This is a genomic window from Rhodococcus phenolicus (assembly GCF_001646785.1).
In the GTDB taxonomy this organism is placed as follows: domain Bacteria; phylum Actinomycetota; class Actinomycetes; order Mycobacteriales; family Mycobacteriaceae; genus Rhodococcus; species Rhodococcus phenolicus.
The window spans coordinates 41698-62435 of record NZ_LRRH01000005.1; the positions used below are offsets into that span (position 1 = coordinate 41698).

Annotated in this window: 19 protein-coding genes; 9 read left to right on the forward strand and 10 right to left on the reverse strand. The window is 69.3% G+C overall.

Features of this window, described 5'->3' with window-relative positions; translation table 11 throughout:
- The first annotated feature begins 31 nt into the window (after nucleotides 1–31).
- Both A8G15_RS01845 and A8G15_RS01850 read left to right on the forward strand, forming a co-directional pair.
- The gene (locus A8G15_RS01845; protein ID WP_068154802.1) at nucleotides 32–415 is read left to right on the forward strand and encodes a phage holin family protein; all 384 of its coding nucleotides are present in this window, start codon (nucleotides 32–34) and stop codon (nucleotides 413–415) included.
- Between the two features lie 85 nt (nucleotides 416–500).
- The gene (locus tag A8G15_RS01850) at nucleotides 501–704 is read left to right on the forward strand and encodes a PspC domain-containing protein (RefSeq protein ID WP_068154804.1); all 204 of its coding nucleotides are present in this window, start codon (nucleotides 501–503) and stop codon (nucleotides 702–704) included.
- 27 nt (nucleotides 705–731) lie between these two features.
- On the opposite strand, the gene A8G15_RS01855 is transcribed toward A8G15_RS01850, so the two are convergent.
- Nucleotides 732–1604 carry a LysR family transcriptional regulator gene (locus A8G15_RS01855; protein ID WP_068154805.1) on the reverse strand — a complete coding sequence of 291 codons (873 nt, stop codon included), beginning with the start codon at nucleotides 1602–1604 and terminating at the stop codon, nucleotides 732–734.
- Nucleotides 1605–1688: 84 nt separating this feature from the next.
- On the opposite strand from A8G15_RS01855, the gene A8G15_RS01860 reads away from it, so the two are divergent.
- Complete coding sequence (locus tag A8G15_RS01860) at nucleotides 1689–2750, forward strand: bile acid:sodium symporter family protein (protein ID WP_082899601.1); 1062 nt, start codon at nucleotides 1689–1691, stop codon at nucleotides 2748–2750.
- On the opposite strand, the gene A8G15_RS01865 is transcribed toward A8G15_RS01860, so the two are convergent.
- On the reverse strand, nucleotides 2710–3420 hold the full coding sequence (locus tag A8G15_RS01865) for a MerR family transcriptional regulator (RefSeq protein ID WP_068154807.1): 711 nt from the start codon (nucleotides 3418–3420) through the stop codon (nucleotides 2710–2712). The genes A8G15_RS01860 and A8G15_RS01865 overlap by 41 nt on opposite strands.
- 117 nt (nucleotides 3421–3537) lie before the next feature.
- Between A8G15_RS01865 and A8G15_RS01870 the strand changes: the two genes are divergently transcribed.
- A complete protein-coding gene (locus A8G15_RS01870) occupies nucleotides 3538–4755 on the forward strand; it encodes an erythromycin esterase family protein (protein ID WP_068155061.1) in 1218 nt (405 codons plus the stop codon).
- Between the two features lie 4 nt (nucleotides 4756–4759).
- Here A8G15_RS01870 and A8G15_RS01875 read toward each other — a convergent pair whose 3' ends face one another.
- The 7 genes from A8G15_RS01875 to A8G15_RS01905 all read right to left on the reverse strand — a co-directional run bounded on the left by A8G15_RS01875 (nucleotide 4760) and on the right by A8G15_RS01905 (nucleotide 13161).
- Nucleotides 4760–5794 carry an alpha/beta hydrolase gene (locus A8G15_RS01875; RefSeq protein WP_068155063.1) on the reverse strand — a complete coding sequence of 345 codons (1035 nt, stop codon included), beginning with the start codon at nucleotides 5792–5794 and terminating at the stop codon, nucleotides 4760–4762.
- 478 nt (nucleotides 5795–6272) lie between these two features.
- On the reverse strand, nucleotides 6273–7895 hold the full coding sequence (gene groL, locus A8G15_RS01880; protein ID WP_068154808.1) for a chaperonin GroEL: 1623 nt from the start codon (nucleotides 7893–7895) through the stop codon (nucleotides 6273–6275).
- 291 nt (nucleotides 7896–8186) lie between these two features.
- A complete protein-coding gene (locus A8G15_RS01885; RefSeq protein WP_082899602.1) occupies nucleotides 8187–8720 on the reverse strand; it encodes a DUF6764 family protein in 534 nt (177 codons plus the stop codon).
- Nucleotides 8721–8850: 130 nt separating this feature from the next.
- Nucleotides 8851–9627, reverse strand: a complete 777-nt coding sequence (locus A8G15_RS01890; protein ID WP_068154810.1) for an HAD-IIA family hydrolase — start codon at nucleotides 9625–9627, stop codon at nucleotides 8851–8853.
- 27 nt (nucleotides 9628–9654) lie between these two features.
- Complete coding sequence (htpG, locus tag A8G15_RS01895) at nucleotides 9655–11595, reverse strand: molecular chaperone HtpG (RefSeq protein ID WP_068154812.1); 1941 nt, start codon at nucleotides 11593–11595, stop codon at nucleotides 9655–9657.
- Between the two features lie 113 nt (nucleotides 11596–11708).
- Nucleotides 11709–12503 (reverse strand): SDR family oxidoreductase, encoded by a 795-nt coding sequence (locus A8G15_RS01900; RefSeq protein WP_068154814.1) that lies wholly within the window; start codon nucleotides 12501–12503, stop codon nucleotides 11709–11711.
- A gap of 100 nt (nucleotides 12504–12603) precedes the next feature.
- A complete protein-coding gene (locus tag A8G15_RS01905) occupies nucleotides 12604–13161 on the reverse strand; it encodes a dihydrofolate reductase family protein (protein ID WP_068154816.1) in 558 nt (185 codons plus the stop codon).
- A gap of 164 nt (nucleotides 13162–13325) precedes the next feature.
- On the opposite strand from A8G15_RS01905, the gene A8G15_RS01910 reads away from it, so the two are divergent.
- The 5 genes from A8G15_RS01910 (at nucleotide 13326) to A8G15_RS01930 (ending at nucleotide 19137) form a co-directional block, all read left to right on the forward strand.
- A complete protein-coding gene (locus tag A8G15_RS01910) occupies nucleotides 13326–15014 on the forward strand; it encodes a urocanate hydratase (RefSeq protein WP_068154818.1) in 1689 nt (562 codons plus the stop codon).
- A 2-nt stretch (nucleotides 15015–15016) separates the two neighbouring features.
- Nucleotides 15017–16198 (forward strand): imidazolonepropionase, encoded by a 1182-nt coding sequence (gene hutI, locus A8G15_RS01915; RefSeq protein WP_068154819.1) that lies wholly within the window; start codon nucleotides 15017–15019, stop codon nucleotides 16196–16198.
- A complete protein-coding gene (gene hutG, locus A8G15_RS01920) occupies nucleotides 16195–17175 on the forward strand; it encodes a formimidoylglutamase (protein WP_068154821.1) in 981 nt (326 codons plus the stop codon). The genes hutI and hutG overlap by 4 nt, the downstream gene beginning before the upstream one ends.
- Before the next feature lie 48 nt (nucleotides 17176–17223).
- Nucleotides 17224–17814 (forward strand): DUF1707 SHOCT-like domain-containing protein, encoded by a 591-nt coding sequence (locus tag A8G15_RS01925; RefSeq protein WP_068154823.1) that lies wholly within the window; start codon nucleotides 17224–17226, stop codon nucleotides 17812–17814.
- Nucleotides 17815–17898: 84 nt separating this feature from the next.
- Nucleotides 17899–19137, forward strand: a complete 1239-nt coding sequence (locus tag A8G15_RS01930; protein ID WP_068154825.1) for an NAD(P)/FAD-dependent oxidoreductase — start codon at nucleotides 17899–17901, stop codon at nucleotides 19135–19137.
- A 36-nt stretch (nucleotides 19138–19173) separates the two neighbouring features.
- On the opposite strand, the gene hutH is transcribed toward A8G15_RS01930, so the two are convergent.
- Nucleotides 19174–20715, reverse strand: a complete 1542-nt coding sequence (hutH, locus tag A8G15_RS01935; protein ID WP_068154827.1) for a histidine ammonia-lyase — start codon at nucleotides 20713–20715, stop codon at nucleotides 19174–19176.
- Nucleotides 20716–20738: the final 23 nt, after the last annotated feature.

Below are 20738 nucleotides of genomic sequence, written 5' to 3' on the forward strand. Positions count from 1 at the left end.
ATTCGGGCCCGGATGGGTTTACTCTGACCGCATGATGCGACTCCTCGCGACTGCGGTCGTCGCCCTGATCGCCAACGCGATCGCACTGCTCGTCGGAGCGTGGGTGCTCACCGACATGTCCCTCACCCCCGTCGCGTTCCTCATCGCGGTGGTGATCTTCACGGTTGTCGCGGTGGTCATCGATCCGCTGATCCGCCAGGTGTCGATGACGAAGGCACCCGTGCTGATCGGCAGCAGTGCGCTCGTCTCGACACTGGTGGCGTTGATCGTCACAGCGCTCATCAGCGACGGACTGCAGATCAGCGGCATCGGAACGTGGATCCTGGCGACGGTGATCGTGTGGGCGGTGTCGGTCATCGCCCGCCTGGTGCTGCCACTGGTGATCTTCCGGAAGACTCTCGCCGCGCGGAAGTAGGTGCCGACCCCGAGACGAAAGATCAGGGTCGGAATCCGGGCGTCACCGGATGTGCCGGGGACCTGCTCGACGGCAGTCTGAGTGCATGACATTCGAGAGCAATTCCACTCCCCGCCCCTTCGCCCGTTCGCGGTCGCAGCGCATGCTCGGTGGCGTGTGCGGCGGTCTCGCCGAGTATTTCGGCATCGACGTCAATCTCGTCCGTGCGGGTGCCGTCGTCGCGGCCTTCGTCACCGGTGGCGGCGCCGCACTCGTCTACCTCGCTTTGTGGATGCTGCTGCCGGAGTGACGGTTCCGGTCGTTGCCCGGGACCCGATCATGCGGCACCGGTGTCCCGGCCGAGACGATGGGCGTTGTCCAGGATCGCCGCGCGTAGTGCCCGCGCCGGTTCATCGAGCACCGAGCGTCGCGCCAGGAGCACGAACTCGAGCTCACCGGCGTCGGGTAGGCGGCGCGCTCCCGCCCGCACCGGTTCGAGACCGGCGGGCGGGAGACTGCGCGCGTGCAGGAGGACACCGAGCCCGGCCAGCGCCGCCGCGCGCACCCCGTTGAGGTTGTCCGCGACGCACGTGATGCGCGCACCGAACCCGGCCCGTTGGAGGGCATCGAGCGCGATCTCACGGGTCAGCGACGGCGGTGGATACGTGACGAGCGGCACCGGCCCCTCCGGGTCGACGGTGAAACCGGGAGCGGCGAGGAACGCGAGGCGGTCGCGGAAGATCAGCTCGCCGTGCTGTTCACCGGGCCGGCGCTTGCCGAACATCAGGTCGAGTTCACCGTCGTCGAGGCGACGGTGCAGATCCTCGCTCAGCGCGACGGTGAGTTCGAGATCCACCCGCGGGTGGCTGCGCCGGAACTCTCCGAGGACGGCCGGGAGTTCGTGCAGAACCAGATCCTCGGACGCCCCGAACCGCAAGTGCCCGCTGACCGGGGAGTCCTCGAAGTACCGTCGGGCGGCATCGTGCCGATCGAGGATGTCCCGGGCGAATCCGACCATCGCACTGCCGTCGGCGGTGGGTTCGACCGAATGGGTGTCCCGCAGGAACAACCGGCGGCCCACCGCGTGTTCGAGCTTCGCGACGTGCTGGCTGACCGTGGATTGGCGAAGACCCAGCCGCCGCGCGGCGGCACTGAAACTGCGGTCGCGCTCGACGGCGAGGAAACTGCGAAGTTGCACCGGGTCGAACACATCCGCCTCCGATCACAATTTGCGATGACAGTAAACGTGGTGATCGGTTCAGTAAATCAGCGGTGCTTCCCCTAACGTCGAACCATGCTCTCCAAGATTCCCGTGCTGAACCGGCTCGACCCGTTCCTGGTCGGCATTCTCGCGACGGTCGCCGTCGCCGCGATGCTGCCCGCCGGCGGTGTCGTGCTCACCGGGTTCACATGGGCGTCGAAGATCGCGGTCGGTGTGCTGTTCTTCCTCTACGGTGCGCGCCTGTCCACCCGCGAGGCGATCGACGGCCTCAAGCACTGGCGGCTGCACGCGACGATCCTCACCACGACGTTCGTGATCTTTCCACTCCTCGGGATGGCCGCACGGGTGCTGGTGCCGTGGCTGCTGACGGAGCCGCTGTACCTCGGTGTGCTGTACCTGTGTGTGCTGCCGTCGACGGTGCAGTCGTCGATCGCGCTGGTCTCGGTTGCGCGCGGCAACATTCCCGGCGCGATCGTCAGCGCGTCCGCGTCGAGCCTGCTCGGCATCTTCGTCACGCCGATCCTGGTCGCACTGACCATGGCGACGCAGGGTGTCACGTTCAGCGCGTCGGCGGTGCTGGACATCGTGCTCATGCTCCTCGTGCCGTTCGCTGCCGGTCAGGTGCTGCGCCGCTGGGTCGGCACGTGGGTGAAGGAACACGGCCGGATCCTCAAGCTCGTCGACCGCGGCGCCATCCTGCTCGTGGTGTACGTCGCGTTCAGCCGCGGCATGAACGAGGGCATCTGGTCGAGCCTGTCGCTCGGGCGCCTGCTGGCACTGGTCCTCGTGTGCATCGTTCTGCTCGCATTCGTTCTCGCGCTCACCTGGTTCGGATCGCGCCGCCTCGGCTTCGCCTACGAGGACCGCACCGCGATCCTGTTCTGCGGGTCGACGAAGTCCCTGGCGACCGGCCTGCCGATGGCCACGCTGCTGTTCCCCGGCCGGCCGATCGGTCTGATCGTGCTGCCGCTCATGCTCTTCCATCAGATCCAGCTGCTGGTGTGTGCGGCGATCGCGACACGGCTCGCGAGGAACGTTCCCGAACCGGTCGCGGCGACCGCGTCCCGAGCACCGGCAGCCTCACCGGCCGGAGCTACGACCGCCGATCCGGAGAGTCCCGGTCGAGCAGGGTGAGATAGGCGTCGAGCCGGGCCGCGCCGGCGAGCAGACGACGGCTGTGCGCGGTGAGCCGGTCCTGCCACGCGTCGAGGAACACCCGCAGCTCGTCGGTTCCGCCCGCCTCACGCAGCGATTCGAGGAACTCCACGATCCGGGCCAGCGGGTATCCGCCGCGACGCAGTTGCCGCGCGATCTCGGCGTCCCGCACACAGTCCGGCCCGTACGTGCGATATCCGGTGGCACGGTCGCGGTCGGGACGCAGGATGCCTTCGGTTTCCCAGGCTCGTAGGGTCGCCCGGTGCACGCCGAGACGGTGCGCGAGCTCCCCGACGGACAGCGGCGCACCGGCCGGAACCGGGGTCGCGGTGGACAGGGCACCGAGCGCCGACGAAACCTCACCGCGGGTATCACGTTCGGCCACGAGCTCGACGTGTGCGCTGTCGACGAGCCGGTAGGCGGACTCGGTGTCGCCACGGTTGACGGCGCGCATGATCTCCGTTGCCCGCCGATGGCCGTGACCCGCGCGCAATGCGAGAAATGCACGCAGGGCGTGCTCGTGCATCTGCGTGTAATGCCGGTAGCCGGTGTCGCTGCGCTCGGCCGGTGGAAGAATCCCGGCAGCATCGTAGTTGCGGATCGCCTGCGCGGACAGTCCGTGCTCGCGAGCCAGGTCGACAGGTCGCAGTGCGCACCCCCGTTTGAGGCTTCGGGACCGGAAATCCCAGGTTGTCGTCGTCGAAGTTTCACTCGATTCTTCAACGATACCGTCGAGGGGGTAGTTGTTTCCGGCAGAGGAGTGTTCATGAGGACCACCGCATCGCTACCCGCAATCGCGCGCCGGCTCGACGATCCCGAGAGCCTCAGCCGTGCAGTCGACGAACTGCTCGCCGCACGATCCCGGCCGCCGTCCGTGTTCGCCCTCGGCGAGCCGACCCACGGCATCGCGGCGTTCCCGTTGCTGCGCAACGACATCCTGTGGCATCTCGTCGAACGGGGATGCCGGTCGATCGTGCTCGAGACCGATGTGTTCGCCGCCTCGATCGTCGACGACTACGTGAACGGGGCACCGGGGGTGGTCGATACGGTACTCGCCACCGGTTTCAGCCACGGTTTCGGTGTCGTTCCGGGCAACCGTGAACTCGTCGAGCAGATCCGGGCGCACAACGCCGGCCGCGCACCCGAGGATCGGGTTCGCTTCCACGGCTTCGACGCGCCGCTGGAGTTCTCCGGTGCGCCGAGCCCGAGGGGCGCGTTGACGTCGGTCGTCGAATATCTGCCCGCGCCGATGCGGCCCGGCTCGGCCCGGGATCTCGACGTGCTGCTCGGCGACGACGCGGATTGGACGAACGAGGCCGCGATGTTCGATCCGGCCGCCTCGATCGGCACTTCCGAGCGGGCCCGGTCCCTGCGCATCGTCGCCGACGATCTCGCCGGTGCACTGCACCGCGCTGGACCACTGTTGCGGCCCGCCGACCCGAAGGGATACGACGATGCCGCCGCTCGTGCGCGTACCGCATCCGGCCTGCTGCGTTATCACGCGGCGATGGCCACCGCCGCACCCGACCGGATCGGGAACCTGCTCGGTGTGCGCGCCGAGATGATGGCCGCGAACCTGCTCGCCATCGTCGAGTCGGAGCAGCGGCGCGGTCCGAGCCTGCTGTTCGCGCACAACGTGCATCTGCAGCGGATGGCGTCCGGGATGCAGGTCGGAGCTCAGCAGGCCACCTGGTGCAGTGCCGGTGCCCTGGCCGGACTCGAACTCGGTGAGCGCTATCTGTTCGTCGCGACCGATGCCGCGCCCGGCAGCGAACCTGGCACGCTGCAGCACGCGCTGGCCGGTGCGACCGGCCGGCGCGCACTGTTCCCCGCGCCCGAACTCCGCGACGCGCTCCCGGCCGGGATCGGTGCGGGCGACCCGATCGTGCCCGGCCACATTCCGCTGACACGGGCCGACCTCGACGGTGCCGACGCGGTCGTGTTCGTCGCCGACACCGACGGAACGCGGCACCGGTACTGGTAGCCGCCTACCGGTTCAGGGCGGCCTCGATCATCGGCCACGACTGGTGCAGGTCGTCCTGCCAGTAGCCCCACGAGTGGGTGCCCACCGGCCGGAAGACGGCCTGGACGGGGATGTCGAGTTCACCCAGCCGGTTCACGAACCGGTGGGTGCACTCGTCCGTCGCCGCCTCGATGACGCCACCGACCAGGATCTGGTTGGCGAGCACCTCCACGTTGCCGTCCACCTGGGCCTGATCGAGTCGCTCGTGCTGGCCGGGCAGTCCGGTCGCGCTCGACACGTACAGGTCGGTGCCGCGCAGCTTCTCGGCGTTGACGATCGCGTCGTTGGCGACCCAGTCGGGGTCGTCGGCCGGGCCCCACATGTTCTCGACGTCGCCGTTTCCGCGGGATTCGACGACGGTCGTCACATAGGCCCGGCCGAGGTCGTCGCTGGTGGAGGCGCAGCCGCTGTAGGAACCGACGGCGCGGTACAGCCCGGGGCGCGCGATTGCGAGGTTGAGCACGGACGTGGCCGACGACGACAGTCCGGCGATGGCGTTGGCACCGGTGGTCGCGAACGTGGCGTCGACGACCGGCGGCAGTTCCCGGGTCAGGAAGGTGGTCCACTTGTTGCGGCCGAGAACCGGATCGTCCTGCTGCCAGTCGGTGTAGTACGAGAAGGCACCGCCGATCGGGGTGATCACGTAGACGTCCTTGTCGGCGAAGAAGGACTCGGCGTCGGTCCTCTGCTGCCAGGTGGCACTGTCCTCGCCTCCGCCGGCGCCGTTGAGCAGGTACAGCACGGGACGCGGCGTGGTCGTGTCGGCCGGAAGCAGGATGTCGAGCGGGATCGTCCGGCCCATGGAAGGCGAATAGACGTGCGCGGTCACCTTGCGATCGGTGACCCGGTCGATCCGATCGACGTAGGCACCGGTGGAGGTGGAGTCCGGGGACCCCGCGCCGGAGGGGGCGGGATCGGCGGTCGCGACGGCGGTCGGGCCGGCAAGGCACAGCAGGGCGAGCGCGGCGACGGCGGTCCGGGAACGAAGGGTGGAACGCATGAAGAAGGGAAACCTTTCACGCGTGACCGCAGCGGCGGAAACCACCGCTGCGGTCACGGTTCGATGTCGGGAACGGACCCAGTCTACGAGGATCCGAATGCCGAGAAGGCGAGCACCAGGAAATCGAGGAATTCGAACAGGTCCATCGGTGGTGTCATGGTCGCGCTCCCCTGCTAACCGACGGCGACGTCGCTGAAGCTGTCCAGAACGCCGATGAAATCGAGGTTTGCGGCGGCCCATTCGAGAAGCAGAAGCAGCATGGATTCTCCCCTTGTTACCCAAACGAAATTGTGGACACAAGTCGTTATATCACTGTTCTCGGCCACAGGCAGCGGATGGAAAATTTGTGAAGAATGGCCAGGACAATTGGTTCGAACGGAATTGTCCTCCCGTTTCGGACGAATTCCGGACCGGCGAGAAACGGGCGAAGCCCGACCCCACGAATGTGGGATCGGGCTTCGCGCGAGGTGCGCCGGACTCAGAAGTCCATGCCGCCCATGCCGCCGGTCGGGTCCGCGACGGGCGCGGCCTTCTCCGGCTTGTCGGCGACGACGGCCTCGGTGGTCAGGAACAGAGCCGCGATGGACGCCGCGTTCTGCAGCGCCGAGCGGGTGACCTTGACCGGGTCGTTGATGCCGGCAGCGAGGAGGTCCTCGTACTCACCGGTGGCGGCGTTGAGGCCGCTGCCGGCAGGCAGGTTGCGAACCTTCTCCGCGACGACGCCGGGCTCGAGGCCGGCGTTGAACGCGATCTGCTTCAGCGGAGCCTCGAGGGCAACCTTGACGATGTTGGCACCGGTGGCCTCGTCACCCTCGAGCTTCAGGTCGTCGAGAACGGGAGCGGCCTGCAGCAGCGCCACGCCACCACCGGCGACGATGCCCTCCTCGACGGCAGCCTTCGCGTTGCGGACGGCGTCCTCGATGCGGTGCTTGCGCTCCTTGAGCTCGACCTCGGTGGCAGCGCCGGCCTTGATGACCGCGACACCGCCGGCCAGCTTGGCCAGGCGCTCCTGCAGCTTCTCACGGTCGTAGTCCGAATCCGACGCCTCGATCTCGGCGCGGATCTGGTTGACGCGACCGGCGATGGCGTCGGGATCGCCCGCACCCTCGACGATGGTGGTCTCGTCCTTGGTGACGACGACCTTGCGGGCCTGGCCGAGCAGCTCGAGACCGGCGGTCTCGAGGGACAGGCCGACCTCTTCGCTGACGACCTCGCCACCGGTGAGGATGGCGATGTCGGCGAGCTGGGCCTTGCGGCGGTCGCCGAAGCCCGGAGCCTTGACGGCGACGGACTTGAAGGTGCCGCGGATCTTGTTCAGAACCAGGGTGGACAGAGCCTCACCCTCGACATCCTCGGCGATGATGACCAGCGGCTTGCCGGACTGGATGACCTTCTCGAGCAGCGGCAGCAGGTCCTTGACCGTGGAGATCTTGGAGCTGACGAGCAGGATGTACGCGTCCTCGAGGACGGCTTCCTGACGCTCGGCGTCGGTAGCGAAGTAGAGGGAGATGTAGCCCTTGTCGAAGCGCATGCCCTCGGTCAGCTCGAGCTGAAGGCCGAAGGTGTTGGACTCCTCGACGGTGATGACGCCTTCCTTGCCCACCTTGTCGATGGCCTCGGCGATGAGCTCACCGATCGCGGGGTCACCGGCCGAGATACCGGCGGTGGCAGCGATCTGCTCCTTGGTCTCGACCTCCTTGGCGGTGTCGAGCAGCTTGGCGGTGACGGCCTCGACGGCCTTCTCGATGCCGCGCTTCAGACCCAGCGGGTTGGCGCCGGCAGCGACGTTGCGCAGACCTTCACGGACGAGCGCCTGAGCGAGGACGGTGGCGGTGGTGGTGCCGTCACCCGCGACGTCGTCGGTCTTCTTGGCAACTTCCTTGACCAGCTCGGCGCCGATCTTCTCGTACGGATCCTCGAGCTCGATCTCCTTGGCGATGGACACACCATCGTTGGTGATCGTGGGGGCGCCCCACTTCTTCTCGAGCACGACGTTGCGACCCTTGGGGCCCAACGTCACCTTGACAGCGTCGGCGAGGCTGTTCAGGCCCCGCTCGAGACCGCGACGGGCCTCTTCGTCGAACGCGATGATCTTGGCCATTGCGAAGTGATCCTCCGGATATCGGGGTGACACCTAGGACGACCGCTCGTCGGGTCGGCCCATTCACGGCTCGACCCGCGTCGGGTCGGTCCGCTCACAGGACGACCGCTCGTCGGGACGCCCCGTGTTGCCTCGGTCGGAATCAGTGCCCGCGACGGACGACCAGGGGTGTCGATATTCCCGGCCTCACCGTCCCGACCTGGCACTCACTCATCATGAGTGCCAACTGCATTTTTAGCACTCGGGTGTGGCGAGTGCAAGGCTCGCCACCCCCGGCCGGTGCTGCACCGATCAGCGGCGGGTGGACCCCACGCCGACGGCGCACCACTGACCCGACCCGGTGTTCACGGCGAACGACTGCGCGCCGATGCACGTCACCCCGGTTTCGTCGGCCGTCGCACCCGAGCCCCAGCCCGCGAGCGACAGCGTGATCACAGACGGACCCTGCGCCGACGAATGGCTCAAACCGCCGCCGAGCGCGTAGGCGAACGAACGCCCACCGTCCCGCGCGGCGCTGAGCGCGGTGCCGAATCCGGTCGCCTGCGCCTCGGCCGCACCCGCCGCCTTCGCGACCGACACAGCGGTGCCGCTCTCCGACGCCGACGAGCGGGCCGTGCTGCCGATCTCGGCGGTGGCACCGCAGCTGGCGGTGTCCGACACCAGGATCTGATTGTCCGACGGCGGCGACACACAGGTCACCGGCGCCGCCGCGGCGGTACCGACGCCGAGCAGGGACGCCGCCGCCACACCCAGGGCGGCGACGACACCGGCCCGCACCGCGCGGCGGCGACCGGGACGAGCGGAGCGGAAGGAACGAGTGAACAAGTGCGACTCCTTGGAAACTGATTCGAACGAATCCGATACGACGGAGGCGATACCCCCGGCGCGAGGGTATCCCTTCGCATCCCACCCGCTCCGAGTGGGATGGGTCACAGTGCCGGAGATCGAGGAGCGGCTACAGCCGGTCCAGCAACGCGGGCAGATCCGCGATCGAATCGACGACGTGATCGGGCCGCTCGACAGCCAGATCGAGAACCGACTGGCGGAACTTCCCGGTCCGCACGAGCACGCCGGTCATCCCGAGTCGCTGTCCGGGGAGCACCTCGGCACCCAGGTCGTCGCCGACCACGACCATGCGGTCGGCCTCGGTGCCCATCAGCTCGGCTGCCTCGAGGAAACCCTGCATGGACGGCTTCCCGACCGCGACGACGCTGCGACCGGACAGCTCCTCGAGACCCGCCAGATAGGTGCCGGTGTCGATGCGCAGACCGTCCGACGCCTGCCACGCGCCACCCCGGTGCATCGCGACGACGGGCACCCCGTCGAGCATCAGCTCCGCGACCCGGCTCAGCGCCCGGTGCGTGAAGTCCGGGCCGGCGCCACCGAGAACGACGACCTCCGGATCCTCGTCGTCGCGCGCGATACCGGCGAGGTCAGCGTCGACGTCACCGTCGTTGAGCACCCAGCACCGGCGACCGGGATAGGTCTGCCGCAGGTACTCGGCGGTGAGCGATGCGGCGGTGACGATCTCCGACTCGTCGACGGGCACGCCCGCAGCGGTGAGACTGCTCGCGATCTCGGCGCGGGTCCGGGAGGTCGTGTTTGTGAGGAACGCTCGTGCCAGTCCCCGGTCCTGCAATTCCGCGAGGACGTCGGCGGCCCCCGGGACGGGGTCCCACGACAGGACGATCACGCCTTCGATGTCGAACAGGACCCCGTCCACGCCGCTCATGACGCCGAGCTTATCGGGCGGCGACCGTCAGAGGCTGCGGGCCAGCTTGTCGGCGAGCAGCCGCGCGAACCGGGCCGGATCGTCGAGTTCGCCGCCCTCGGCGAGCACCGCCGTCCCGTACAGGAGTTCCGCCGTCTCGGCGAGCGTCGGATCGTCGCTGCGCTGCGCATGTGCGGTGCGCAACCCGGTCACCAGTGGATGGCCGGGGTTCAGCTCGAGGATGCGCTTCATCGGCGGCAACGCCTGACCCGACGCCCGGTACATGCGTTCGAGGGCGGGCGACATGCTGAACGTGTCGCCGACGATGCACGCCGGGGACGTCGTCAGCCGCGACGACAGCCGCACCTCCTTGATGTGTTCGTCGAGAGCGCCCTTCAGCCATCCGAGCAGATCCGCGAAGTCCTTCTCCTTCTCCTCCCGGTCGGCCTCGGCGGCCTTCTTCTCGTCCTCGCTGTCGAGATCCACCTCGCCCTTGGCGATCGAGCGCAGCGGCTTGCCGTCGAACTCCGGCACCGACGACGCCCACACCTCGTCCACCGGGTCGGTGAGCAGCAGCACCTCGATGCCCTTGGCGCGGAACGCCTCCATGTGCGGCGAGTTCTCGAGCTGCTGACGCGACTCGCCGGTCAGGTAGAAGATGTCCTCCTGGCCGACCTTCATCCGTTCGACGTACTCGGCGAGCGTGGTCTGCGACTCCGTGCTCTCGGTGGAGTCGAACGAAGACAGGGCCAGCAGGGTCTCGCGATTGTCGGTGTCGGAGATCAGGCCTTCCTTGACGACGCGGCCGAACTCCGCCCAGAACGTGCGGTACCTGTCGCGGTCGCCTGCCAGCAGATCCTTGATCGTCGACAGCACCTTCTTGGTGAGGCGCCGCCGGATCGCCCGGATCTGGCGGTCCTGCTGCAGGATCTCGCGGGAGACGTTGAGCGAGAGGTCCTGGGCGTCGACGACACCCTTGACGAAGCGCAGGTACTCGGGCATCAGCTCTTCGCAGTCGTCCATGATGAACACCCGCTTGACGTACAGCTGGACGCCGGACCGGTGTTCGCGCTGGAACAGGTCGAACGGTGCCTGCGACGGGATGAACAGCAGCGCCTGGTATTCGAAGGTGCCCTCGGCCTTCATCGGGATGATCTCGAGCGGATCGTCCCAGGCGTGGGCGACGTGCCGGTAGAACTCCTTGTACTCGTCGTCGGACACCTCGTCCCGGGAGCGGGCCCACAGTGCCTTGCCCGAGTTGAGGGTTTCGGTCTCGACAACCGTCTCGACGATCGGTTCGCCGCCGTCCTCGGCGGGCGCGGTCTTCGTGCGTTCGATCTCCATGCGGATCGGCCAGGCGATGAAGTCCGAGTACTTTTTGACGATCTCGCGCAGCTTGGCCGGGGACGTGTAGTCGAAGAGGTGGTCGTCGGCGTCCTCGGGCTTGAGGTGCAGGGTGACGGCGGTGCCCTGCGGCACGTCCTCGACGGTGGCGATGGTGTACGTCGACTCGCCGCCGGACTCCCAGCGCGTACCGGTGTCCTCACCCGCCCGGCGGGTGACGAGGGTGACGTTGTCGGCGACCATGAACGCCGAGTAGAAGCCGATGCCGAACTGTCCGATCAGTTCCTCGGACGCGGCGGCGTCCTTCGCCTCCTTCAGCTTGCGGCGCAGTTCGCCGGTTCCGGACTTGGCGAGCGTGCCGATGAGGTCGATCACCTCGTCGCGGGACATACCGATGCCGTTGTCCCGGACGGTGAGGGTGCGCTTGTCGGTGTCGACTTCGAGGTCGATGTGCAGATCGGACGTGTCGACCTGCAGGTCCTTGTCGTGGAACGACTCCAGTCGCAGCTTGTCCAGCGCGTCGGACGCGTTGGAGACGAGTTCGCGCAGGAACGTGTCCTTGTTCGAGTAGATCGAATGGATCATCAGGTCCAGCAGTTGCCGGGCTTCCGCCTGGAACTCGCGCTGTTCGACGTTTGTGCTCATTCTCGGTCCCCTTCGAAGCAGAACGGTCGACCGTCGATCCTACTGTCGATGTGCAGCTCCGCTGCCGGTGTGTCTTCGTGGCGGCCGGGGCCGCCACGAAGACCCACGGCACCTCACGCGAATTCCGCAGCCTCCGCGAAACTCCGCCGCAGGACGTCCATGCGCGCATCGACGTGCGACAGGTAGTGCGGGTGCGTGAGGATGTACGGCAGGTCGCGGGCGATGCCGTGGACGACGCGGGCACCGGCCTCCGCCGGATCCATGCCGAGGCTCCCGTCGCCCTTGATGTGGGCGACGTCCTCGACCTGCCCGCCGAGCCGGGTCGTGTTGCCGTCGAGGTTCGACCGGACCAGGCCCGGGCACAGCACCGACACACCCACCCCGTGCGGCGCCATCTCCTGCCGCAGCGCCTCGGACATCGCGACCACCGCGCTCTTGGCGGCACTGTAGGCGCCGCGACCCGGCGCGCCGGCGGTCAGCGCCATGACGGACGCGGTGTTGACGATGTGGCCCCGCCCCCGGTCGCGCAGGTCCGCCGCGAACGTGGAGATTCCGTTGAACACCCCGGTCAGGTCGATGTCGACGATCCGGTCGAACACCTCCGGGTCGAGGTCGGCGAAGTCGCGGCCGTTGAATCCGATGCCGGCGTTGTTGACGAGGATGTCGACGGGCCCGAACCGCTCTTCCGACCGCGCCTTCGCGTCGCGCCAGGCCTGGCGGTCGCGCACGTCGAGCCCGAGCCCGGTGAAGTCGCCCGGACGGGTGGCCGCGACCGTCTCGGCTCCCGGCCGGTCGATGTCGGCGATCGTGACGCGCACGCCTGCATCGGCGAGTGCCTCGGCGATGCCCCTGCCGATGCCACTGGCGCCGCCGGTGACGAATGCGTGCCGCGCGGATTCGATGTCCACTCGCGCCTACCTCCTCATGGGGAACAATCGACAAGAACATTGTTACCAGAAATCAGAATCACATTCTTGTCAGATTCGTGGCGCGTCTCCGAGCGCGCCGTCACGCCGCATACCGCGAGTACGTGATGCCACCGTCGAACGCCTTCGCCTCGACGAGGGTCAAGCGGGGCGCCCGAAACCCGCCGGGGAACAGCCGCCTGCCCCGCCCCTGCACGACCGGGTAGACGAACAGGCGGTACTCGTCGACGAGACCCGCCTCGATCAGTGCGTGGCACAGCGTGATGCTGCCGGTGACGACGATGTCGCGACCGGGTTGCTCCTTCAACGCCCGGATCCGTCCGATCGGGTCCGCCGAGATGATCGTGGTGTTCTGCCAGTGCGGGTCCGTCAGGGTCGCGGACACGACGTACTTCTGCACCCGGTCGAGGTACTCGGTGATTCCCGTCGGGTCGTCGGTCTGTAGCGGCCAGTAGCCGCGCAGATCCTCGAACGTGCGCCTGCCCACGAGGAATCCGTCGGCGTCGGCGTCCTGACGATGCAGTTCGGTGAGCAGATCCGCATTACCGGGCCCGCCCTGCCCCTGCGGGTCGAACCAGTCGTCGAGCATCTCGACGGATCCGTCGACGGTGATGTTCTGGGTGACGGCGAGCGTGCGCACGGTGAGCCTCCTCGGAGCGACGGGTCCTCCCCTGTTCCGACCGGCGGGCCGTGCCGAACTCATCGCACGTCGGACCGCCGGCACGCCGAATCCGCGCTTCCTCGTCGCAGTGCGACACCTGCGGGGTGTAATCGGTACAGGCCCGCACACCGGGAGGTCCAGCGATGACGGAACGATCCGGCGCCCGCCCGGTCCGTGCTCCCCGCGGCCGGGATCTGCACTGTCGCGGCTGGCAGCAGGAGGCGGCACTGCGCATGTTGATGAACAACCTGGACCCGGAGGTCGCCGAACGCCCCGACGATCTGGTGGTCTACGGCGGCACCGGGCGTGCGGCCCGCAACTGGGCGACGTTCGACGCGATCGTGTCCGCACTCACGACCCTCGCCGACGACGAGACCCTGCTCGTGCAGTCCGGCAAGCCCGTCGGCGTGCTCCGTACCCACGAGTGGGCGCCGCGCGTACTGCTCGCGAATTCGAACCTCGTCGGAGACTGGGCGAACTGGGAGGAGTTCCGGCGACTCGAGGCGCTCGGGCTCACCATGTACGGGCAGATGACCGCCGGTTCGTGGATCTACATCGGATCGCAGGGCATCCTCCAGGGCACCTACGAGACGTTCGGGGCGGTCGCCCGGAAACTCGCCGCGTCGGGCTGCCACCCGGACAGCGCCGGCACCCTCGCCGGTACCCTCACCCTCACTGCGGGGCTCGGCGGAATGGGCGGCGCGCAGCCACTGGCGGTGACGATGCACGACGGTGTCGCCCTCTGCGTCGATGTGGACCCGGCCCGCATCGAACGACGCCTCGACCACGGCTACCTCGACGTGCGGGCCGACAGTCTCGACGCCGCACTCGAATTGGCGGTCGCCGCGCGCGAAGCCCGCACCCCGCTGTCGGTCGGGGTGGTCGTCAACGCAGCGGACGCCTTCCCACGGCTGCTCGAGCGCGGAGCTCCGATCGACATCGTCACCGATCAGACCTCGGCACACGACCCGCTGTCCTATCTGCCGCTCGGGGTGGAGCTCGAGGACTGGCACCGGTTGAGCGAGAAGGATCCCGCCTGGTTCACCGAGCAGGCCCGCGCGTCCATGGCGCGGCACGTCGAAGCGATGGTCGGCTTCCTCGATCGCGGTGCCGAGGTCTTCGACTACGGCAATTCCATTCGCGACGAAGCCCGCAGAGGCGGCTACGGCCGCGCGTTCGACTTCCCCGGTTTCGTCCCCGCCTACATCCGCCCGTTGTTCGAGGAGGGACGCGGCCCGTTCCGGTGGGTGGCACTGTCCGGCGACCCCGCCGACATCGCCGCGACCGACCGCGCGATCACCGAATTGTTCCCGGACGACCCGCATCTGACGCGATGGCTGCGCCTCGCCGGCGAGAAGGTGCGCTTCGAGGGCCTGCCCGCCCGGATCTGCTGGCTCGGTTACGGCGAACGGCACCGGGCGGGTCTGCGGTTCAACGAGATGGTGGCGTCCGGTGAGGTGTCCGCGCCGATCGTGATCGGCCGCGACCATCTGGACGCCGGGTCGGTGGCCTCGCCCTATCGCGAGACCGAGGCGATGGCGGACGGATCCGACGCGATCGCCGACTGGCCGCTGCTCAACGCGCTGGTCAACACCGCGTCGGGCGCGACCTGGGTCTCGATCCATCACGGCGGCGGCGTCGGCATGGGCCGGTCGATCCACGCCGGTCAGGTGTGTGTCGCCGACGGCACCGACCTCGCCGCCCGCAAGCTCGAACGGGTCCTCACCAACGACCCCGCGACGGGCGTGTTGCGGCATGCCGACGCCGGGTACGGCAAGGCGCGTGACGTCGCCGCCCGGCACGGCCTGCGCATCCCGGCGCAGGAGCGATAGCCGTGGCTCCGGGTTCGTGGACGCTGCTCGACGGCATCGGGTGCCTGGTCACCAACGACCCCGGGATCGGCGCGGGTCCACTGGGGATCCTGAACGACGCGGCGCTCCTGCTCGGCGACGGTGTCGTGCAGTGGGTGGGACGCTCCGGACGGGAACCGCACGCCGGCAAGGTCGCCCGCTTCGACCTGGACGGTCGCGCGGCGCTGCCGGGATTCGTCGACAGCCACACCCACCCGGTCTTCGCCGGCGACCGTGCCGACGAGTTCGCTGCCCGGATGGGCGGCCGGGCCTACACCGCGGGCGGCATCCGCTCGACGATCGCGGCGACCCGCGCGGCGACCGACGCGGAACTGGCGGCGACACTGTCGCGGTTGACGACCGAGGCCCGCCGATCGGGCACGACGACGATCGAATGCAAATCCGGATACGGCCAGACCGTCCCCGACGAACTCCGCAGCCTCCGCTTGGCCGCGGCACACACACAGGAGACGACGCTGCTCGCGGCGCACGTCACTCCCCCGGAATTCGACGGTCGCACGGACGACTACGTTCGCATGGTCATCGACGAGATGATCCCCGCATGCGCACCGCACGCGAAATGGATCGACGTGTTCTGCGAACGCGGCGCGTTCGACGCCGACCGGTGCCGCGCCGTGCTCGCCGCCGGAGTCGCGGCGGGGCTGGCTCCCCGGGTGCACGGCAACCAGCTCGGCCCGGGCGACGGCGTGCGGCTCGCCGTCGAGACGGGCGCGGCGTCGGTCGATCACGTCACGCACACCAGCGCGGACGACGTCGACGCGCTGTCCCGGAGCGCCACGGTCGCGACATTGCTACCGGGCGCCGAGTTCTCCACAGGGGCAAGGTATCCCGATGCACGACGACTGATCGATGCCGGTGTCACGGTTGCGGTGGCGACGGACTGCAATCCCGGCACCTCGTACACGACGAGCATGCCGCTGTGCATCGCACTGGCGGTACGCGAAATGCGCATGACCCCGGACGAGGCGGTGCGCGCGGCGACCCTCGGCGGAGCACAGGCCCTGCGCCGCAGCGACATCGGGGTGCTACGGCCAGGGGCGCGGGCCGATGTGATCGCGCTCGACGCCCCGTCGCACGTGCATCTCGCGTACCGGCCGGGTGTGCCCCTGGTGTCGCACGTGTGGAAGGGCGGGATACGGCAATGATCCTGCGGAGCGATGCGCCGCCAGAACCGTGGACGGGACGCGACGACGGACCCGGCGCCGAGCACCTGCGCTGGCACCGGACGGTCGGGCCGTGGCCCGACGACCCGGCGCCGGGGACCCCGGCACTGATCGGCTTCCGCAGCGACGAAGGAGTGCGCCGCAACCGGGGTCGTCCGGGAGCCGTCGACGGCCCGGTCGCGTTGCGCGCGGCGCTCGCTTCGCTGGCGCTCCCGCCGGACGGGCCGTCGACGGTGTACGACGCGGGCGATGTCGTCGTCACCGGTTCCGACCTCGAAGGCGCGCAGCAGCGGCTCGGGGCCGCGGTGACCGCGATGCTCGACCACGGCCACCCCGTCACGGTTCTCGGAGGTGGGCACGAGGTCGCCTACGGCACCTATCTGGGGGTCGCGGCGAGCGCGGCCGCGCGCGGGGGCGCACGCTGCGGCGTACTGAACCTCGACGCACACTTCGATCTGCGGGCCGACGCGACGCCGAGTTCGGGGACCCCGTTCCTGCAGATGGCGCGGCAGGAACAGGCCCTGGGCCGGGCGCTGCGGTACGCGGTCGTGGGAATCGCGCAGCCGAGCAACACGACCGCGTTGTTCGGGACCGCCGCCGAACTGGGGGTGCGTCATCTGCTCGACGATGAGTGCCGGATCGCGAACCTGCCCGACGTGGAGACGTTCGTCGGTGAGTTCCTCGCGACGGTGGATCTGGTGCACCTGACGATCGACCTGGATGTTCTTCCCGCCGCGGTCGCGCCGGGGGTCAGCGCACCGGCCGCGTTCGGGGTTCCGCTGGAAGTGGTGCAGCACGTGTGCGATCTGGTGGCGCGCAGCGGCCGGCTCGCTGTCACGGATGTCGCCGAGCTCAACCCGGTCTTCGACATCGACGAGCGGACCGCGCGCACCGCGGCCCGGCTCGTCCACCGGATCGTCACCGGCAGCCCGGCCGGCTCACCCCGTGGTACTCCCTAGAATCGGGACGGACGACAAGATCACCGAGACGGAAAGCGCAGCCACCTCATGCCCGGGGAATCCGATCACGACGACCTTCTGCTCAGCGACGACGAGCGCATGCACGCTCTGAACCTCCTCGGCGACCACTACGCCGCCGGCCGCCTCGACAGCGCGGAGTTCTACGACCGGTCCGCGGACGTCGCGTCGGCGCGCACCCTCGCTGCGATCCGGGAGCCGTTCCGGGGGCTTCCCGGCGGCGTGCCGCTCGCCGGGACCGACGGGCATGTCCGGAAGATCGCGTCCCCCGACCCGGCGGTGCAGGCCGGGGACCTGCCCGCGACGCCGACACCCGAGGCGGAACTCGCGTCGCTGCGGTCGAGAGGCAGTCTCGTCGAATCACTGGACTGGGTGATCATCGGCATCACCCTCGCGGTTTTTCTCGTCCTGCAGATCGTCGTCGACTGGGACCACGCGTGGATCGTGTGGCCGTCGCTCATCGTCACCCTGAGCGTGCCCCGGATGATCCTGCGGTACAGCGACGACGACGAAGAGGCCTACGAGGAACTGAAGGAGGCCGACGCCAAGGCTCGGCGCAAGCGCCTGGACGAGGCGGCCGAACGGATCCGTCAGCTCGAGCAGGGCGACGGCAAGGGCTGAGACCACCCGTACGTTCGCCGTTCCGTGCCCGCCCACGCAGGCATGATGGAATCGGATGGGGCCTTTCGGAGACGGGAGTGCGTCATGACCGTTCGTCGGGTGATCGTCGTCGGTGCCGGTGTCGTCGGCCTGTCCACCGCCTGGTTCCTGCAGGAACGCGGGGTCGAGGTCGCCGTGCTCGACCGCACCGGTGTCGCCGCGGACGCCTCGTGGGGCAACGCGGGGTGGCTCGCTCCGGCGTTGACGCTGCCGCTGCCCGAGCCGTCGGTGCTGCGTTACGGACTGCGGTCCGCGCTGACGCCGTCGTCGCCGGTGTACGTGCCACCGACCGCCGATCTGCGGTTGCTGCGTTTCCTCACCGGCTTCGCCCGCAACTGCACCCCCGGCCGCTGGCGTGCCGCGATGGCGGTGTTCGTGCAGGCGAACCGGGTCGCATTGGACGCGTACGACGAGCTGATCGGTGGTGGGCTCACCGAGCAGACCCGCACAGCCGATCCGTTCCTGGCCGCGTTCGCCTCGGAGCGGGACCGGCAGAACCTGCTCGACGAGTTCGAGCAGGTTCGGGCCGCCGGCGGCGAGGTCGACTGCGAACTTCTCGACGGCGACACCATCCGGTCGCTCGAGCCGTTGCTCGGTGACACGGTCCGGGCCGGGGTGCGGATTCGCGGGCAACGGTTCATCGATCCGCCGCGTTTTCTCACCGCGCTGGCCGACTCCGTGCGCGGGCGCGGAGGTGAGATCGTCGAGGGGTTCGGCACCCGGGCGGTGCGGTCGCGCGTGGGTGCCGTGGAGGTTGCCGCCGCGAGCGGCGAGACCCGGGCCGCGGACGCGGTGGTACTCGCGACGGGCGCGAGGCTCGGCGACCTGGCGGGGCCGTTCGGGGTTCGGACGATCGTGCAGGCCGGTCGCGGCTACAGCTTCAGCGTCCGCCCTGCGGAACTGCCGAAGAATCCGATCTACTTTCCGGCCCAGCGGGTCGCGTGCACACCGCTGCACGACCGGTTGCGGATCGCCGGGATGATGGAATTCCGCAGTCCCGATGCCCCGTTCGATCCGCGGCGGGTGCAGGCCATCGTCGATGCCACCCGTCCGCTGCTCGGCGGGATCGACTGGTCCGCGCTGAAGGAGGAGTGGGTGGGGTCGCGTCCGTGCACGCCGGACGGCCTGCCGCTGGTCGGCGCCACGCGATCGCCGCGGGTGTTCGTCGCGGGCGGGCACGGCATGTGGGGTGTCGCGCTCGGCCCGCTGACCGGGCGACTCCTCGCGCAGGCGATGACCGGAACCCCGGATCCGCTCCTGCGGTGTTTCGACCCGCTGCGGTGAGTGCCGCGGCCGGTGGCGCCACCGGGGCTACCGATCTCATTGCAGGGGGCCGACGACCGCCTCGGCGGCGGCCACCAGGTCGCCCGACGCGGCCATGGTCACCGCCTCGTCGATCTCGGGCGCGAGGTGCCGGTCGGCGCCGGGTCCGCGCACGCGCCGCCGCAACGCGTCGCGGACCGCGGCGGTGCCGGGCGCCGGAACCAACGGGGAACGAAGGTCCAGTGCTCTTGCCGCGGTGAGTGTTTCGATCGCCAGCACCCGCGTCAGCCCCTCCAGTGCGCGGCGCAGCTTGCGGGCCGCGGACCATCCCATCGACACATGGTCCTCCTGCATCGCCGACGACGGAATCGAGTCGACGCTCGCCGGTGCCGCGAGCCGCTTGAGCTCCGCGACGATGCCGGCCTGGGTGTACTGGGCGATCATGTGGCCGCTGTCGACGCCGGGATGGTCGGCGAGGAACGGCGGCAGACCGTGGTTGCGCGCGACGTCGAGCATCCGGTCGGTGCGACGTTCGCTGATGCTCGCGACATCGGCGACGGCGATCGCGAGGAAATCGAGCACGTAGCCGAGCGGTGCCCCGTGGAAGTTCCCGTTCGACTCGATCCGGCCGTCCACGGTGACGACGGGATTGTCTATGGCCGAAGCCAATTCACGACGGGCGACCTGTCCGGCGTGTGCGAGGGTGTCGCGGGCGGCGCCGGAGACCTGCGGGGCGCAGCGCAGCGAATATGCGTCCTGGACGATCGGGCAGTCGCCGGTGCGGTGACCGGCGACGATTCCGGAGCCGGCGAGCAGTCGCGTCATGTTCGCCGCCGCGGCCGCCTGACCGGGATGCGGGCGCAACGCGAGCAGGTCGGCGGCGAACACCCGGTCGGTGCCGAGCAGCGCTTCGACGCTCATGGCCGCGGCGACGTCGGCGAGCCGGAGCAGGTCCGCGAGGTCGTGGCACGCGAGCACGAGCATGCCCAGCATGCCGTCGGTTCCGTTGATCAGCGCCAGCCCCTCCTTCTCGGCGAGGACCACCGGCGTGCATCCTGCCTCGGCGAGTGCCTCCAGGGCCGGCAGGGCCGCGCCGGTGCGGTCACGGACCGTTCCCTCCCCGATCAGAGCCAGCGCGACGTGCGCGAGCGGCGCGAGATCGCCGGAGCAACCGAGGCTGCCGTGCTCCGGCACGATCGGTGTGATCCCGGCGTCGAGGAGCGCCGCGTACGCGGTGGCGGTGTCGACGCGGACGCCGGTGCGCCCGGTGGCGAGCGTGGACAGCCGCAGCAGCATCATCGCCCGCACGACCTCCCGCTCCACCTCGAGGCCCGTACCCGCGGCGTGGGAGCGAACGACGCTGCGCTGCAGCCGGGCCCGGTCCTCGGTGTGGATGTACCGGGTGGCGAGGGCACCGAAGCCGGTGGAGATGCCGTACGCCGGCCGGGGGTCGCGGGCCCGCGCGTCCACGAGGGCGCGGCCGTCGGCGATCGCGGTGAGGGCTTCGGCGGACAACCGGACCGAGGCGTCGCCGCGTGCGACCCGTACCACCTCCTCCGGGGTGACGGGTCCGATTCCGACGACCGTTTCACCTGCCACTGCTGCCTCCCGGGTGCGTCCCC

What these genes read in the sequence shown, in the direction of transcription:
- A8G15_RS01875 (WP_068155063.1), bottom strand. Translation starts at nt 5,794, where the DNA reads ATGCGTTCCACCCTTCGTTCCCGGACCGCCGTCGCCGCGCTCGCCCTG.
- htpG (WP_068154812.1), bottom strand. Translation starts at nt 11,595, where the DNA reads ATGAGCACAAACGTCGAACAGCGCGAGTTCCAGGCGGAAGCCCGGCAA.
- hutG (WP_068154821.1), top strand. Translation starts at nt 16,195, where the DNA reads ATGATCCTGCGGAGCGATGCGCCGCCAGAACCGTGGACGGGACGCGAC.
- A8G15_RS01910 (WP_068154818.1), top strand. Translation starts at nt 13,326, where the DNA reads ATGACGGAACGATCCGGCGCCCGCCCGGTCCGTGCTCCCCGCGGCCGG.
- A8G15_RS01890 (WP_068154810.1), bottom strand. Translation starts at nt 9,627, where the DNA reads ATGAGCGGCGTGGACGGGGTCCTGTTCGACATCGAAGGCGTGATCGTC.
- groL (WP_068154808.1), bottom strand. Translation starts at nt 7,895, where the DNA reads ATGGCCAAGATCATCGCGTTCGACGAAGAGGCCCGTCGCGGTCTCGAG.
- A8G15_RS01925 (WP_068154823.1), top strand. Translation starts at nt 17,224, where the DNA reads ATGCCCGGGGAATCCGATCACGACGACCTTCTGCTCAGCGACGACGAG.
- A8G15_RS01870 (WP_068155061.1), top strand. Translation starts at nt 3,538, where the DNA reads ATGAGGACCACCGCATCGCTACCCGCAATCGCGCGCCGGCTCGACGAT.
- A8G15_RS01850 (WP_068154804.1), top strand. Translation starts at nt 501, where the DNA reads ATGACATTCGAGAGCAATTCCACTCCCCGCCCCTTCGCCCGTTCGCGG.
- A8G15_RS01930 (WP_068154825.1), top strand. Translation starts at nt 17,899, where the DNA reads ATGACCGTTCGTCGGGTGATCGTCGTCGGTGCCGGTGTCGTCGGCCTG.
- A8G15_RS01860 (WP_082899601.1), top strand. Translation starts at nt 1,689, where the DNA reads ATGCTCTCCAAGATTCCCGTGCTGAACCGGCTCGACCCGTTCCTGGTC.
- A8G15_RS01845 (WP_068154802.1), top strand. Translation starts at nt 32, where the DNA reads ATGATGCGACTCCTCGCGACTGCGGTCGTCGCCCTGATCGCCAACGCG.